This is a genomic window from Curtobacterium sp. 179-B 9B NHS, from assembly GCF_045370965.1.
GTDB lineage: Bacteria > Actinomycetota > Actinomycetes > Actinomycetales > Microbacteriaceae > Curtobacterium.
In genome coordinates, this window is sequence record NZ_JBIQDQ010000001.1 from 32,191 (window position 1) to 47,377 (window position 15,187).

Annotated in this window: 17 protein-coding genes and 1 tRNA gene; 13 read left to right on the top strand and 5 right to left on the bottom strand. The window is 71.6% G+C overall.

All coding sequences use genetic code 11. The features are described 5' to 3' along the window. Positions 1 to 400: 400 nt before the first annotated feature. Positions 401 to 1,474, bottom strand: coding sequence for an NAD-dependent epimerase/dehydratase family protein (locus tag ACH0A8_RS00170; RefSeq protein ID WP_406906028.1), 1,074 nt, complete (start codon positions 1,472 to 1,474; stop codon positions 401 to 403). Continuing rightward, entirely contained in the window at positions 1,471 to 2,331 is an 861-nt protein-coding gene (locus ACH0A8_RS00175; protein WP_251160616.1) for an MTAP family purine nucleoside phosphorylase, read from the bottom strand. Before ACH0A8_RS00175 ends, ACH0A8_RS00170 begins: the two co-directional genes overlap by 4 nt. A gap of 117 nt (positions 2,332 to 2,448) precedes the next feature. Between ACH0A8_RS00175 and ACH0A8_RS00180 the strand changes: the two genes are divergently transcribed. The 7 genes from ACH0A8_RS00180 to ACH0A8_RS00210 all read left to right on the top strand — a co-directional run bounded on the left by ACH0A8_RS00180 (position 2,449) and on the right by ACH0A8_RS00210 (position 8,376). Continuing rightward, positions 2,449 to 3,690, top strand: a complete 1,242-nt coding sequence (locus tag ACH0A8_RS00180; RefSeq protein WP_406906031.1) for a molybdopterin molybdotransferase MoeA — start codon at positions 2,449 to 2,451, stop codon at positions 3,688 to 3,690. Further along, positions 3,687 to 4,187 (top strand): cyclic pyranopterin monophosphate synthase MoaC, encoded by a 501-nt coding sequence (gene moaC / locus ACH0A8_RS00185; protein WP_406906033.1) that lies wholly within the window; start codon positions 3,687 to 3,689, stop codon positions 4,185 to 4,187. The genes ACH0A8_RS00180 and moaC overlap by 4 nt, the downstream gene beginning before the upstream one ends. Beyond that, positions 4,184 to 4,696: a molybdenum cofactor biosynthesis protein B gene (locus ACH0A8_RS00190; RefSeq protein ID WP_066652261.1), complete on the top strand. Its 513-nt coding sequence runs from the start codon at positions 4,184 to 4,186 to the stop codon at positions 4,694 to 4,696. Before moaC ends, ACH0A8_RS00190 begins: the two co-directional genes overlap by 4 nt. Positions 4,697 to 4,713: 17 nt before the next feature. Next, positions 4,714 to 5,121, top strand: a complete 408-nt coding sequence (locus tag ACH0A8_RS00195; RefSeq protein WP_209683943.1) for a molybdenum cofactor biosynthesis protein MoaE — start codon at positions 4,714 to 4,716, stop codon at positions 5,119 to 5,121. Next, positions 5,118 to 5,786 carry a hypothetical protein gene (locus ACH0A8_RS00200; RefSeq protein ID WP_406906036.1) on the top strand — a complete coding sequence of 223 codons (669 nt, stop codon included), beginning with the start codon at positions 5,118 to 5,120 and terminating at the stop codon, positions 5,784 to 5,786. The genes ACH0A8_RS00195 and ACH0A8_RS00200 overlap by 4 nt, the downstream gene beginning before the upstream one ends. 58 nt (positions 5,787 to 5,844) lie before the next feature. Beyond that, entirely contained in the window at positions 5,845 to 6,243 is a 399-nt protein-coding gene (locus ACH0A8_RS00205) for a PLD nuclease N-terminal domain-containing protein (RefSeq protein ID WP_209683939.1), read from the top strand. Between the two features lie 285 nt (positions 6,244 to 6,528). Further along, entirely contained in the window at positions 6,529 to 8,376 is a 1,848-nt protein-coding gene (locus ACH0A8_RS00210; RefSeq protein WP_406906038.1) for an ABC-F family ATP-binding cassette domain-containing protein, read from the top strand. A 60-nt stretch (positions 8,377 to 8,436) separates the two neighbouring features. On the opposite strand, the gene ACH0A8_RS00215 is transcribed toward ACH0A8_RS00210, so the two are convergent. From ACH0A8_RS00215 to ACH0A8_RS00225, 3 genes are all read right to left on the bottom strand, one after another. Then, entirely contained in the window at positions 8,437 to 9,000 is a 564-nt protein-coding gene (locus ACH0A8_RS00215) for a hypothetical protein (RefSeq protein WP_406906040.1), read from the bottom strand. A gap of 35 nt (positions 9,001 to 9,035) precedes the next feature. Next, on the bottom strand, positions 9,036 to 9,503 hold the full coding sequence (locus ACH0A8_RS00220) for a VOC family protein (RefSeq protein ID WP_406906042.1): 468 nt from the start codon (positions 9,501 to 9,503) through the stop codon (positions 9,036 to 9,038). A 65-nt stretch (positions 9,504 to 9,568) separates the two neighbouring features. Next, entirely contained in the window at positions 9,569 to 10,063 is a 495-nt protein-coding gene (locus tag ACH0A8_RS00225) for a MarR family winged helix-turn-helix transcriptional regulator (RefSeq protein WP_066652288.1), read from the bottom strand. A 94-nt stretch (positions 10,064 to 10,157) separates the two neighbouring features. Here ACH0A8_RS00225 and ACH0A8_RS00230 point away from each other — a divergent pair. From ACH0A8_RS00230 to mpaD, 6 genes are all read left to right on the top strand, one after another. Continuing rightward, positions 10,158 to 10,229: transfer RNA gene (locus ACH0A8_RS00230), tRNA-Gln, on the top strand. Between the two features lie 997 nt (positions 10,230 to 11,226). Next, on the top strand, positions 11,227 to 11,406 hold the full coding sequence (locus ACH0A8_RS00235) for a hypothetical protein (protein ID WP_400428065.1): 180 nt from the start codon (positions 11,227 to 11,229) through the stop codon (positions 11,404 to 11,406). Positions 11,407 to 11,411: 5 nt separating this feature from the next. Continuing rightward, positions 11,412 to 11,999 carry a hypothetical protein gene (locus ACH0A8_RS00240; RefSeq protein WP_406906044.1) on the top strand — a complete coding sequence of 196 codons (588 nt, stop codon included), beginning with the start codon at positions 11,412 to 11,414 and terminating at the stop codon, positions 11,997 to 11,999. Positions 12,000 to 12,068: 69 nt separating this feature from the next. Then, complete coding sequence (locus ACH0A8_RS00245) at positions 12,069 to 13,061, top strand: hypothetical protein (protein ID WP_400428059.1); 993 nt, start codon at positions 12,069 to 12,071, stop codon at positions 13,059 to 13,061. Continuing rightward, a complete protein-coding gene (mpaM, locus tag ACH0A8_RS00250; protein ID WP_400428056.1) occupies positions 13,058 to 13,864 on the top strand; it encodes a daptide-type RiPP biosynthesis methyltransferase in 807 nt (268 codons plus the stop codon). The genes ACH0A8_RS00245 and mpaM overlap by 4 nt, the downstream gene beginning before the upstream one ends. Beyond that, the gene (mpaD, locus tag ACH0A8_RS00255; protein WP_406906046.1) at positions 13,861 to 15,132 is read left to right on the top strand and encodes a daptide-type RiPP biosynthesis aminotransferase; all 1,272 of its coding nucleotides are present in this window, start codon (positions 13,861 to 13,863) and stop codon (positions 15,130 to 15,132) included. The genes mpaM and mpaD overlap by 4 nt, the downstream gene beginning before the upstream one ends. Positions 15,133 to 15,187 lie beyond the last annotated feature (55 nt).

Genomic DNA, 15,187 nt, shown 5'->3' on the forward strand with positions numbered 1-15,187 from the left:
GGGTGGGGTTCGGTCCATGCTCACGACGTAACACGATGACACGTCGCGGGGTACAGGATCCTGTCCCCCGGGGCGTGTCGAGCGCGGTGATCGGACCGTCTGGCCCGCGATCGGGGGACGGCCGGGAGGCCCGGGTGCGGTCCCGGGTCCGCGTGCGCGGGCGGGTGGTGCGTGCTCGCCCCGCGCTGGTGCGGTGGCGCCCCGCGCTGGCGCGGTGGCGTCCCGCGCTGGTGCGGTGGCGTCTCGCGCTGGTGCGGTGGCGTCCCGCGCTGGTGCGCTGGCGTCCCGCGCTGGCGGTGGCGGACGCGAGTCTCGCCTGGGCGGACACGGCTCGCGCCCCGAGGCGCGAGCCGTGTCCGCTGAGACGAGTCTCAGGCGGCGTCGTCCGCTGGACGCTGCGTCACCGCTGCACGGCGGCGCGGAGCGGTGCGGTCGCGAAGTCACGCATGCCCTGCTCGAAGTCGACCTGCGCGTGCCAGCCGAGCTCCGAACGGATCCGCTCGGACGACGCCGTGATGTGCCGGACGTCTCCGAGTCGGTACTCCCCGGTGACGGCCGGCTGCGGGCCGTCCGGCCCGGCGATGGCCGCGGCCATGTCACCGATGGTGTGCACGACGCCCGAGCCCACGTTGTACGCGCGGAAGGTCTCGGCGGGCAGCTCCGCGGTCGCGGCGATCGACGCGGCGTTGGCACCCGCGACGTCGTCCACGTGCACGAAGTCGCGACGCTGGCGGCCGTCCTCGAAGACGCGGGGTGCCTCGCCGCGGGCCAGGGCCGAGCGGAAGAGCGACGCGACGCCGGCGTACGGGGTGTTCGACGGCATGCCCGGCCCGTAGACGTTGTGGTAGCGCAGGGCGATCGCGGTACCGCCGGTCGCGCGGGCCCACGACGAGGCCAGGTGCTCCTGCGCGACCTTCGTCTGCGCGTAGACGTTGCGGGGGTCCAGGGCGGCCGACTCGTCGATCAGCCCGGGCACGAGCGCGCGACCGTCGGGCCCGATCGGGTCGAAGCGTCCGGCGTCGAGGTCCTCGCGTCGTCGTGCCGGCGGCCGCATCGGTTGACCGTCGGCGGTCTCGTACGCGCCCTCGCCGTAGACCACCATCGAGCTCGCGACGACCAGGCGGCCGATGCCGTGCCGGTCCATACCGGCGAGCACGTGCGCGGTCCCGGCGTCGTTGGACGACACGTAGTCCGGGGCGTCCTGGAAGTCGACGCCGAGGCCGACCTTGGCCGCCTGGTGGCAGACGACGTCGACGCCGTCGAGCGCCGCCTCGAGGGCGACACGGTCACGGACGTCACCGTGCACGAACGACAGGCCCTGCTGCTCGTGGGCGCGGACGACCTCGGACGGGTCGCCGTGCACGTCGTCACGCAGGGAGTCGAGCACGCGGACCTCGTGCCCCTCGGCGAGGGCGCGACGGACGATCGCGGACCCGATGAAGCCCGCGCCGCCGGTGACGAGCAGGCGGCTCACGCCGTCGCCCCGAGGACGCTGGCGCTGGCGGCAGCGGGGACGAGCTCGCGCGGGGTGTAGTCGTCGGGCAACGCGGCGACGACGCCGCCGATGGCGCGGACGATGACCTCGTTCGCGCGGGCCAGGCGCTCCATGACGGCGCCGTGGGTGACCGGGGCGTCGGTGGACCGTGCCGCCTCGTCCTCGGTGGGGGCCAGGCCGGCGTCCGCGTCGGTCACGAAGGACAGGTTGACCGTGCCGATGCCGAGCTCGGCAGCGAGCGGCACCTCGGGCGTCATCGTCATGTTGATCGTGTGGCCGCCGGCCTCGCGCATCCAGGTCGACTCCGCGCGGGTCGAGAAGCGCGGGCCCTGGATGACGACGCACGTGCCCGTCGGCCGGAAGGGCACGTCGAGCGCGGCGACGGCGTCGATCGCGGCGCGGCGGAGCACCGGGTCGAAGGGGTCGGCGAAGGACAGGTGCTGCACCTGGTCCTCGAAGAACGTGTCCTTCCGGCCCCAGGTGCGGTCGATCAGCTGGTCGGTCACGACGAAGGTGCCGGGGGCGTAGTCCGGGTGCAGGCCACCGACCGCGCTCGACGAGACGATCGCACGCACGCCGAGGGACCGGAGGGCCCACACGTTCGCGCGGTGGTTGATCAGGTGCGGGGCGACCGAGTGCTCGCGACCGTGGCGGGTGAGGAACGCGACGCGCTTGCCGGCCATCGTGCCGACCGTGATCGGACTCGACGTCGGGCCGTAGGGCGTGTCCACGGTGATCTCGTCGGCGGTGCCCTCCTCGAAGAGGCGGTAGAGGCCGGAGCCCCCGATCACCCCGATGCGAGCCGTCGTTCCGTCCACAGGTTCGGTCGTGGTCACGTGGTCCTCCACAGGTCCTCCGGATGTCCTCGGCGCGTGGTGCGCCCTGGATACGCTACTGACGCCCCTCCGGCATCGACCGGGAACGGGGTGTCCCCACGAGGTTCGGAGGCATCCGTGCGCACGATCGGTCAGCACCGCGACGAGGTCGCCGCGCTCCTCGCGCCCGTGCTCGCTGCGCGGGCGGAGGAGACCCTGCCGCTCGACGCGCTGGCGGACGGCGCCGGTGCCGGCCGTGGGTACCGGGTGCTCACCCGGGCCGTCTCCGCGCCGGTCCCGCTGCCGGTGTTCGACAACAGCCAGATGGACGGGTTCGCCGTCCGGTCGACCGATGCCGGCCACGACGTCCGCGTGGTCGACCCGATCCCCGCCGGGGCCGTGCCGGCACCGCTCGGCCCGGGCACCGCTGCGCCGATCATGACCGGGGCGCGTATCCCCGAGGGCGCGGACGCCGTCGTGCCGGTCGAGGCGACACCGCCGGGGGCGTTCCCCGCGGCGCTGGGGCTCGACACGCTGACCGTGCCCGCCGGGACGACCACCGGGACGTTCGTCCGCCGGGTCGGCAGCGACGTCGCCGTCGGCGCCGAGCTCGCCCCGACCGGGTCCCCGGTGACGCCGGCGCTCCTGGGGGCCCTGGCCTCGGCGGGTGTCGGCGAGGTGTCCGTGGTCCGCCCGGTCCACGTGCTCGTCGTGTCCACCGGCAGCGAACTCACCGATGACGCCGCGCCTGACGGGCTCGACGGAGCGGGCGCGGTGATCCGCGACGCGAACGGTGTCGCGCTCCGTGCGGCCCTGGCCGAGGTCGGTGCGATCGCCCGTGGCGTCCGGCTCAGCGACGCCCCGGACGCCTTCCTGCCGGGACTCGAGTCGGCCGTCGGTGACTGGGCCGACGTCGTCCTGACCACCGGTGGGATCAGTGCGGGGGCGTACGAGGTCGTGCGTCAGGTGCTCGAGCCGCGCGGACTCGCCGTGACCCCGGTCGCGATGCAGCCCGGCGGACCCCAGGCCCTCGGACTCGTCGACCTCGCCGGTCGACGAGTGCCGGTCGTGGCGTTCCCGGGCAACCCCGTGTCCGCCCTCGTGTCGTTCGAGGTGTTCCTGCGGCCGGAGCTCGCGGCCCTCGTCGGTGCACCGGACCGCCCGACCGCCGAGCTGCCGGCCGCCGAGTCGGCGAGCTCACCCGTCGGCAAGCACCAGGTCCGCCGCGGCCGGGTCGCCGACGGGCGTGTGCACTTCGTGGGCGGGCCGAGCTCGCACCTGCTCGGGCACCTCGCGGCTGCCACCCACCTCGTCCACGTCCCCCTCGGCACCGACTCCGTCGAACCGGGGGACCCGCTGACCGTCTGGAGCCTCCGATGACCGACGACCACCCGAACGGCGTGCGCGACGCCGAGCTCTCCCACGTCCGCGCCGACGGCACCGCGCACATGGTCGACGTGTCCGACAAGGACGTCACTGCCCGCTCGGCCACGGCCGCGGCCACGCTGGTGACCCGCACCGACGTCGTCGAGCGGATCCTCGACGGGTCGCTGCCCAAGGGAGAGGTGATCGGCACCGCCCGGATCGCGGCGATCATGGCCGTCAAGAAGACGTCGGACCTGGTGCCGCTCTGCCACCCGCTGCCCATCGCCGGGGTCGAGGTGGACATCACCGGCGACGGCGACCGCGTGCGGATCGAGGTCTCCGTGCGCACGACCTCCCGCACCGGTGTCGAGATGGAGGCCCTGACCGGCGCGAGCGTCGCGGCACTGACCGTGTACGACATGGTGAAGGCCGTCGACCGCACGGCCGTGATCACGGACGTCCGGGTGCTTGAGAAGCACGGCGGACGCTCGGGCGACTGGAGCAACCGATGAACCCCGAACCGACCAGGGGCCGCGCGGGCGTCGTCGTGGTCTCCACGCAGGCCTCGACCGACCCCGCGCTCGACCGCACCGGACCCGTCATCGCCGCATGGCTGCGCGAGCGCGGCTTCGCCGTCGCCGAGCCGACGATCGTGCCCGACGGCGGCCCGATCGCCGAGACGGTGTCCGCCGAGCTCCTCGCGGACGCGAAGGTCGTCGTCACCACGGGCGGTACGGGCGTGACCCCGACCGACCGCACGCCCGAGGCCGTCGCACCCCTGATCGACCTCGAGCTGCCGGGCATCACCGAGGAGATCCGCCGGCGCGGACTCGCCGGTGCCGGTCCGACCGCGCTGCTGACCCGCGGGGTCGCGGGCATCGCCGGTGGCCGCACCGTCGTCGTGACCCTGCCCGGGTCGCGCGGGGGCGTCGCCGACGGGCTCGCGGTGCTGGACGGGGTGCTCGACCACGTGCTGGCCCAGCTGCACGGCGAGGGCCACGCACCCCGGAGCGCGTCGTGAGCGGCGACCGTGTCGTCGTGGCCGACGTCGTGGACCGGGTGATCACGGTGGACGAGGTCTCCGCTGCCGTCACGACCGACCGCGACGGCGCCGTCGTGACCTTCGCCGGGGTCGTCCGCGACCACGACGAGGGCAAGGGCGTCACGGCACTCGACTACGAACGGCACCCGAGCGCGGGAGACGTCATCGCCGAGGTCGCCCGGACGATCGCCGTCGACCACCCCGAGGTCCGCATCGCCGTGCTGCACCGCGTCGGCGCGCTCGGCATCGGGGATGTGGCGCTCGCCGCAGCAGTGGCGTCGCCGCACCGTGCCGAGGCCTTCGCAGCCTGCGCCGCGCTCGTCGACCTGGTGAAGGAGCGGACGCCGATCTGGAAGCGCCAGGAGTTCACTGACGGCACGGACGAGTGGGTCGCTGCGCTGTGACGGACGAGGAGACCGCGGCCGGTCACCGGTGGGCACTCGCGCAGGAGCGCGCGGAGGCCGTGCTCGCGGTTGCTGCCCCGGCCGACCGTCAGCGATCGGTGGGTGGCGTCGCATGGGTCCTCGGCGGGTCTGCGGGGGTCGTCGCCGTCCTGGTCGCGCTGGCACTCACGGCGCCACCCGAGGCACCCGCGAGGACGGTCGTGGCCATCGGCGTCGCCCTCGGCGCGCTCGTCCTCATGGTCACGCAGATCATCCGAGCGGCCGCGGCACGTCGACGTGCCGGACCGTCGCCAGCGCCGGTGGTGGCGGTCCTGCAGACGCGCGAGCGGCACGCGGTCCGGCAGGCGTTCCACGGCCGCCGTCTCGTGCCGGACGACCGTCACGACGTCGTGACCGCCGCGGCCGTGCAGGCAGCGTCGGGAACCGAGCTGGTGTGGTTCTGTGCCACAGCGGTGCTCTGGGTGAGCAGCGCTGCCGTCGGTGGCACGCTCTGGCCGATGTACGCCGCGCTCGCCGTGGTGAACATCGCAGCCGTCGTCGTTCCCGCTCGGGACACCCTCGCCGCGCGACGGTGGCTGACGCAGCACCCGCTGGCCGCGGGCGCTCTCGACGTCACCACGGCCGAGACCTGTGGAACCGCGCAGGAGACCGACGCCCGATCGTGATCCCGGCACTCGTTCAGGGCATGGTCCCGCACTCGGCGGATCCATAGACTCCGGAGCCATGAGCGTTCTGCTGTACGGCGCGGGGATCGTGCTGCTCGTCTTCGCCCTGATCGACATCGTCACCCGGGGCGAGGACCAGGTCCGCGGACTCCCGAAGTTCGCCTGGGTCCTGATCTGCATCTTCGTGCCCGTGGTCGGCAGCATCGTGTGGTTCGCCGTCGGGCACGACTGGAGCGCGAACGACCGGAACCACGGCCGCTACCTCGAGCCGAACCGTCACGAGGACCGGTACGCCAGCATCGGTCACGCCCGCGCCGCCCACGGCGACAAGCGCGTGAACGGCACCGAGCAGGAGCTCGCCGAGCTCGAACGCGAGATCGAGTACTGGGAGGCGCAGGCGCGCCTCCGGCGTGCCAAGGAGGCCGCGGGCGAGGGCGAGCCGACCCCGGGGAGCTGAGCCGCGCCTCCAGGCCGGCAGCCGCTGCCCCGCTCGCTCGCCGCAGCCGCTGCCCCGCTCGCCGCAGCCGTTACCACTGGCCGCAGCACAACCGGAAGCACGTCGCGCCGCGGAATCTCGTTGCGCGACGTGCTTCCGGTTGTGCGGGAGCACCCAACGCCGCCCCGCAGCGCCCGCACCCCGCAGCACCCGCACCCCGCGGCGCCCGCACCCCGCGGCGCCCGCACCCCGCGGCACCCGCACCCCGCGGCGCCCGCACCCCGCCGCGCCGCCTACCCTTGACGGGTGGCTCATCTCCTCGGCGCCGAGAACGTGCATCTCGAGTTCCCCACCCGTGTCGTCTTCGACAGCGTCACCCTCGGCCTCGACGAGGGCGACCGCATCGGCGTCGTCGGCCGCAACGGTGACGGCAAGTCGACCCTGCTCGCCCTGCTCGCGCAGCGCCTCGAGCCGGACGCCGGCCGCGTCACCCACCGGCGCGGCCTGACCGTCGGGTACCTCGACCAGCGCGACGTCCTGCCCGCGGGGGCGACCGTCGGCAGCATCGTCGTCGGCGAGCTCGAGGAACACGAGTGGGCCGGGGACCCGAAGATCCGCGACATCATCGGCGGCCTCGTGTCCGACATCCCGTGGGAGGCCACGGTCGACGACCTGTCCGGTGGGCAGCGGCGACGGATCGCGCTCGCGAAGCTGCTCGTGGGTGACTGGGACGTGCTGTTCCTCGACGAGCCGACGAACCACCTCGACGTCGAGGGCATCCAGTGGCTCGCCGACCACATCAACCGCCGGTGGTCGTCGAACCAGGGCGGCATGGTCGTCGTGACGCACGACCGGTGGTTCCTCGACGCGGTGTCGACCGACACGTGGGAGGTCCACGACGGTGTCGTCGAGCCGTTCGAGGGCGGCTACGCGGCGTACATCCTGCAGCGCGTCGAGCGTGACCGGCAGGCAGCCGCGAGCGAGCAGCGGCGGCAGAACCTGGCCCGCAAGGAGCTCGCCTGGCTCCGCCGCGGTGCCCCCGCGCGGACCAGCAAGCCGAAGTTCCGCATCGACGCGGCGAACGCCCTGATCGACGACGTGCCGCCGATCCGTGACACCGTCGGCCTGTCGCAGATGGCGACCGCCCGGCTGGGCAAGGACGTCGTCGACCTGCTCGACATCGGTGTCTCGTTCGGCGACGACGTGATCCTGCGTGACGTCGAGTGGCGGATCGCACCGGGGGAGCGGACCGGCATCCTCGGACCGAACGGTGCGGGCAAGTCCACGCTCCTCAACCTGGTGTCCGGCAAGCTGCAGCCGACCGCCGGCCGCGTGAAGACCGGCAAGACCGTGCAGGTCGCGGTGCTCGACCAGCAGCTCGCCGACCTGCAGCAGTTCGCGGACGACCGTGTCCGCGAGGTCGTCGCCCGCAAGAAGACGAGTTACGTCGCAGACGGCAAGGAGATGACGCCGTCGCAGCTGCTCGAGCGGCTCGGCTTCACCTCGGAGCAGCTGTCCACGCCGGTCAAGGACCTCTCCGGCGGGCAGAAGCGCCGCCTGCAGCTCATGCTCATCCTGCTCGACGAGCCGAACGTGCTGATCCTCGACGAGCCCACGAACGACCTCGACACCGACATGCTCGCCGCGATGGAGGACCTGCTCGACACCTGGCCGGGCACTCTGCTCGTCGTGTCGCACGACCGGTACCTGCTCGAGCGGGTCACCGACCAGCAGTACGCGGTCCTCGGCGGGCACCTCCGTCACCTGCCCGGTGGCGTCGACGAGTACATGCGGCTGCGCGCGTCCGGTTCCGTCCCGCAGACGGCTGCTGCGGCCGCCGCCGCCTCGGCCGGGAGGCCCGACACGGCTCCGGCAGGCGGCTCCGGCGGTGCCGCGGCCGGGTCCACCACCCCTGCCGCGCCCGGCCTGTCGGGTGCGGACCGTCGCGTCGCGGAGAAGGAGATGTCGGCCCTCGACCGGAAGATCGCGAAGGCGGGGCAGGACCGGCAGAAGCTGCTCGACGCGTTCGCCGCGCACGACCAGTCGGACTACGCGGGGCTCGGGGCGCTGCAGACGAAGCTCGGCGCCCTCGACGCCGAGGTCGAGCAGCTCGAGGAGCGCTGGCTCGAGGTGGCCGAGCAGCTCGGGGTGTAACGGGGGCCGCGGGTCGGAGACCCGTAGCTCGACCGACGTAGCGTTACCGGGTGGCCCGGGTCAGGGGCCCTCGCAGCCGAGTTCGGTCGGCTCGAGGTCCTCGCCCCGGCCCACGCCGTAGGCGGACGGATCCGTGACCGTGCGCAGTCGGCCGAGCCGGTCCTGCTCGGTGACGACGACGGCGCGGACGAACCCGGCGCGCTGGTCCGGGTCGAGCACGAACCGACCGACGACGTCGAGGTGCCCGTGCGGCGGGACGACGAGCCCACTGTCGACCGGCACCGTCCGGCCGTACTCCGACGGGCGCGCGGCGTCCTCGGTGACGGTGAGCCCGGCAGCGTCGGCGGTCGGGTGCGGCGCGAGCGCGAGGTGTTCGAGCCGCACGCCCTGCACGGTGTCGACCCGGACCGTGCGGACGTGCACGTCGTGGGCGGTGTCGTTGGCGAACTCCGTCAGGAACCAGGCGGCTGCGTCGCTGTCGTCGTCGGGGAAGGTGCCGCTCACGCAGCCACCCAGGATGTCCGTCGACAGTCCCCGGGCGGGTGCGAGCTCGATCGCGAGGCCCGCCGCGAGCACGAGTGCCCCGACGATGCTCGCTCCGACGACGGCCCGTCCTCTGTCCATGTCGCAACCGTAGGGCAGGTCAGGGTCGGGAGACGTTACTCGATCGACTCCGGGTCGACGCTGTCCTGCTCGGGGTCCGCTCCGGCCGGGTCACCGCCACCGGGGTTCGCCACGACCTCCCAGAGGTGGCCGTCCGGGTCCTGGAAGAAGCCGGACCACATGCCCCACGGGCGCGTGTACGGCGCCGCGAGCATCGTCGCTCCGGCGGCTTCCGCACGGTCGAGGAACGCCTGTGCGGCCTCCTGCGACGGCTCGAAGTGCCCGATGGTGGTGCTCGGTGCCTCGGCGAGTGCGACGCCGGAGTCCTTCCGCATGTCCTCGCGCCCGTAGACGCTGACGATCAGCCCGTCGTCGAGGGTGAACATCGCGGTGGTGCCGCCCGCCGCGGTCTCGGACGCGGGGTACTCGGTGCCGATGATCCCGCTGCCGTCGATGCCGAGCAGTGCGCGGTAGAAGGCTGCCGAGCGTCCGACGTCGGCCACGGCGAGGGTGATGGCGTGCATGCCGCGCACGCTACGCCGGACCGGCCGCCGGCCGCCGGCCGCCGGCTGCCGGCTGCCGGCTGCCGTCAGTCGCCGAGCCCGAGGATGAGTCGTCGGAGCAGCCCGGACAGCTGCGCCTGCTCGTCCTCGGACACCCCGGACAGGATCGCGCGTTCGGCCTGGAGCAGGTCCGCGATCGCAGCGTCCACGGCTGCGCGACCGCTCGCCGTGAGGGACACGAGGATGCCCCGACCGTCCCGCGGGTCCGTCCGCCGGTTCACGAGCCCTCGCGCCGCGAGCCGGTCGACCCGGTTCGTCATCGTGCCGCTCGACACCAGGGTCTGCTGCAGCAGCGCCTTCGGGCTGAGCTCGTACGGTTCGCCCGCACGCCGCAGCGCCGACAGCACGTCGAACTCCCACGGCTCGACGTCGCTCGCGTCGAACGCGGCCCGTCGTGCGCGGTCGAGGTGCCGGGCGAGCCGGTCGACGCGGGACAGGACCTCGAGCGGCCCGAAGTCCAGGTCGCCCCGCTCCCGACCCCACGCCGCGACGATCCGGTCGACCTCGTCCTGCTGCGGCATCCCTCCATCTTGGCCGAACCGGTCGCGCGCGGCCAGCGCCCGGGCCGTGGGAGGATGGACGGGCACCGGACGGGCTCCACCCCGTCCGGTGTGTTCCGCCTTGGTGTAACGGCAGCACGACGGCCTTTGGTGCCGTTAGGTCCGGGTTCGAATCCTGGAGGCGGAGCGCGGGGGTGATCCGAGTTTTCGGCGTTCGGGTTGAGACTTTTCGCTGCTGGGGGGGGGGGGCTTGGCGGCCCGGAAAGCCGGATTGGGCGCACCGCGGACGAACTGCGAGACGTCGAAGGCGATTGCACCCATAGGCCAAAGGTGCTCTGCGCCAACGACGGTACCCCCTGCCCGAAAAACGGGCAGGGGTACCGCGGCTGGGGCGGCCGTTAGGAGGATCGATGTTCAGTTCGGAGCGAGCAGTGCGCTGTGCGATGAGTCTGAGTTGCTCTATCTCCGCAAGTCGGTTGAACGGGTTGCGACGATCGTGCTCTTCGACCGTGAGGCTGTCGAGGCCCTGCTCGAAGAGCGCCGCGCTCGAGCGGTTCATGCGGTTCATACCCCGGAGAGCGAGGCGGGCCTTGAGCCAGTCGATGATGCGGGAGATGTTGGCGCTGTGTCCGCCGAACCGTTGGACAGCGTCGCCCGGCGCGTCATCACCGCCCTGAACTGGGCGTAACCCCGCTCGGGCAACCGCTCAACGGCGTCGCATCGGCTGTGAGCGGGTCGCGCGATCGGCGGCCGGCCACGAGTGACGGTCCTGATGCTGTAAGGCTCGACGCCGTCATTGAGTTCACGCATTGACCGAGTCGGAGACTCTCACGGTCATCGACCAGCAGATCGAACGCGGAATAGGAGGAATCGCAGTTGGTTCCGTAGTTCTTGTAGCAATGTCGCGTCGTGGTCGTTGCGGTAGTCGGCGCGGAGGAGTGTGTTTGCGGTGATGATGTGGTCGGGGTGGTCTGTGTAGCCGGCGGCTGCGGTGAGGAAGATCCTGGGATCGGCTGGGCGGACGAGTTCGGTGCTGGAGAAGCCGACCGTGTCGGATTCGGGGTAGAGGTGAGCTCGCGCTGTGTCTCGCAGGCGGTGGTCGCTCGCATTGTGATCGAGGGTGCGACGGAGCAAGCGTCAACCACGGGTTGACGTCACCCTGAAGGCGCGGCAGCATGTCACCCATGCGGAACACCATGATTCTCGGACTCATCGCCCTTGCTTTCGGACTCCTCGCGATCGGAACCGGTTACGCCTGGAGCGTCGGGCGTGACGGCATGCTGCTCGCTGTCGCAATCGGGGCCATCGTCTTCGGTCTCGTCTTCGCGGTGTTCGCCGTGAATGCAGCACGGGGCCAGCGCTGAGCCGCATGACCGACTCTGACGCCATCACCGCACAGCTGCGGGAGCTGATCGCCCGCGCCCTCCCCGAGCTGGACGACGACGATCCCGGTCTCGGTCCGGAGGCCCTCCGCGAGCAGTCACTGAGAGCGGTTGAGCTGTGCCTGACGATGCGCTCGTCGCTCCGTGAGGTCACCCAGGCGGCCGTCGACGGGGCAAGGCGGAACGGGGCCTCCTGGGCAGCGATCGGGCAGATCCTCGGTTCGTCTCGGCAGGCCGCGCAACAGATGTACGGGTCGGCGGGGGTCGACGCTGCTCCGTCCGCGGTCGACGCCGCGCCAGTGGTTCGGACGCTCTACCCGGTGACCGCGTTCGACGAGATGGGCAAGCTCGCGAAGCTGGGCGCCGATGGCTGGCACGCGATCCGTGTCGGGCTGCAGTCCCACGAGCTCGTGCAGGACACCCGCCCGTGGGAGCACGTGCGGGTGCTCCAGGGGGGCCGGAAATCCACTCGCCTGCCGATCGAGGGCTGGACGGAGGTTCCCGGCGGGACGTTCCCATGGGTGTACTTCACGCGACCGGTTCCGTCTGGACCGAGGGATTCGGCTCGCCGATGACATGCGGGAAGATCCGGGCCCCGTTCGAGGGGTAGAACGTACCGCCGCAAAACCTGTTATGGTCGCCGCGTGAGTTTTCTTGGGGGAGACATCCACGGCTTCGTGATGAGCTGGATGCAGGGGGCACAGGCCACTCGGAGGCGTCAGCGCGTGGCGTTCGCGGCGACGATCGAAGGCGCAGAAGCATTCGCGACGTCGTGGTTCGGTAGCGACTTCGACGCCGTGTTCGTGCCGAACGTCGAAGGGCGCACGACCGACGGCGCCCCGCTCGTCGGTTTTGACGGAGAGCTCGCCGAGGACGGCGAGGTACGGCTCGACGATGACCTCATCATCCAGTTCCAGAACTACGCGGTCGCCGAGTTCCTGAGCTTCCCTGGCCCGACGGTGCTGGTGCCGCAGACGAGCCACGACCGTGACGCCTTCGCGGCGCACCTGGCCGCGGCCCGTTCGACCGGCGTGTTCCCGGCCGTCCTCACCGATCCGCAGGTCGTCGTCGGCGATCGTCAGGCCTGGGTGGGCGGACCGGTCCCTGCCGAACCCGATTTCGTGTTCGTCGGCGAGGACGGGACCGTGTCATCGTCGCCGTGGGGGCCGGGGTACGGCCGGATAACGGACGGCCAGTTCGCTGCTGACACGGGCGTGCAGGACGGTCCTGTAGACGAGGCGGCGCTGCATTTCCTGCAGACGCTGGAAGCGTTGCGGTACGCCGCCGCGCGTGGCCTCGGCAGCCTGTCGGCCTCCGGCTACGGATCGTTCCTCGACAGCGATTCGTCCCCCGAATCCGTGCGTACCCAGACGACGAGCGGCGCGGTGCTCCTGTTCGACGCCGAACACCACCTGCTCCACATCTCCGACCAGCACAAGACGTACTCACTCACCCGCGACTTGGCCTCCCTCGTCGAGCTGCAACTCCGGTTCGGCGACCAGGCGCTCGAGCACGCGGATGAGTCGACCACTCTTCGCCGGCTTCCGGAGGACGAACGAGCCTCCGCCCTGGAGCAGGTGCGGAAGTTCATCGGGTCGCGGCTCTCCGCCGGCGAGGCCGAGCGGGTCAGCGCGTGAGCGGCGTCAGCTCGCCAGTCCTTCCCGCCGCGCTGACCGAAGCCCTCGGCGACCACGCCGGTGACGTCGTAATTGCTGACCTCTACGGCGATCAGGGCTCGAACGTGTACGAGGCGGCTGCGGTCCACGACACGCATGAGATCCGCGAGCTCATACGGGCGACACGAGGGGCCGGTTCCGAGGTACTCGAATTCGCAGCGGGCTCGGGCCGTCTCTCGCTGCCCCTCGCCGCTGCCGGAAGGCGGATCGTCGGCGTCGACTCGTCGCCGTCGATGATCGCGCTCCTCGACGACAAACTCGCCGGGCGCCATGCGGCACTCCGCTCGTCGATCCGCACGGTCGTCGCCGACATGACCACGTACGACGACGGAACCCGGTACTCCACCACGGTGCTCGGGTGCATCTCCATCTCGCTCCTCGACGAGGACCAACGCAGGCGCTTTTTCCGTGGCGCGTCCGCCTGGCTCGCCCCAGACGGCGTCCTGCTCATGTCCACGACGGACACGACTGTGCTCGGCGACACCACCGGCAGGTACCAGGACTTCCCGGGACTCTCTGGCCAGCGGTACCGATTGTTCGAGGAAATCGACCTGCTCGAGTCGGTCCGTCACGTCGGGGTCATCGACGTCGACGACCTACGCAGCGACCCGGTGACGGTCTTCTTGACACATGTGCGCGCCATCGCCCCCGCCGTGCTCGAGGCGGAACTCGCCGATGTCGGTCTGCGCGTCCGTGCCGTGCGCCCGGTCGCGACGCCGGACGGAGCACACCCGATCGTCATCCTCGAAGCGGTGTGGGCATGACCGAGCCGCGTGCGAACAGCGTCTGGCCCGCACTCGTTCCCCTTGCCACGCACAACGACCCCGGCACGCAGATCGTCGCGGCCTCAGGGACGCGCTTGACGTTCGGTGATGGGACCGAGTCGCTCTGCGGGACGAGCGGATTGTGGAACGTGAACCTCGGCTACGGCAACGAGCACATCGCGGAAGCGGTGCACGAGGCCATGCTGCGTGCGTCCTACGTGTCGCTGTTCCGCTACTGGAGCGAGGACATCGAGGCCGCAGCCGCTCAGCTTCGCGATGCAGCCGGACCCGGGCGCTACGCACGGGTCCTGTTCACGACGTCCGGGGGTTCCGCGAACGACGCTGTCATGAAGCTAGCCCGGCACTTCGCAATCCTGGACGGTCAGCCGGCCCGGAAGACCATCGTCGGACTGACGGGGAGCTACCACGGTCTCACCTACGGTGCGCACGCGCTCAGCGGTGACGACCTCGGTCAGCCGCTCTACGGAGTCGATTCACGGCAGATCCGTCACGTGACTCCAAACGACCTCCACGAGCTGGAACGGTTGCTCTCCGCGACCGGGGACCGGGTCGCCGCCGTCATCGTCGAGCCGGTCCTGGGGTCCGGCGCCTTCCCACTCAACGATGAGTACGTCGAACGCCTGTGCGCGCTCCGTGATCACCACGGCTTCCTCCTCGTCGCTGACGAGGTCGCCACCGGTTTCGGACGGACCGGGCAGATGTTCGCCTCGGAGTCCTGGCCGGGCTCGCCCGACCTCCTCATCGCGTCCAAGGGGCTGACGAACGGCACGCAGGCTGCCGCGGCGATCCTCGTCGCTGAGCGGGTCACGGAGCGGTTCCGCGGGAACGAGAGTGTCTTCGTGCACGCCGAGACGCAAGCAGGGACCCCGGTCGTCGGAGCGGCGATCAGTGCGACGATCGACGAATTCGAGCGGTCGAGCGTGGTCGACCAAGCCCGTCACCTGGGCCGCACTCTGGACGCGGAACTCGACGCGATCCGCGCCGAGTACCCGTCGGTGCTCGAGACTCGGGGTCTCGGGAACTTCCGAGCCGTCGCGCTGGCCGATCGGGAGGGCGAACCGCAGCGCGAGCCAACGGTTCTGGCCGGCGTCCGGCACTCGATCCGGCGAGCAGGCGCCATCGTCCACCCTGGGCCCGACGGGTTCCAGCTCGTGCCCGCACTGACCTACACCGACGACGACGTTCAGACGTTGTTCGCTGCTGTCCGCTCCGGACTCGATGAGTACGACGATGCGCTCCACGGCTGACGGCCTGGGCTGGGTCGTTCAGCCCGGTCCGCTGAGCATCGACTCGTTCGGCGAG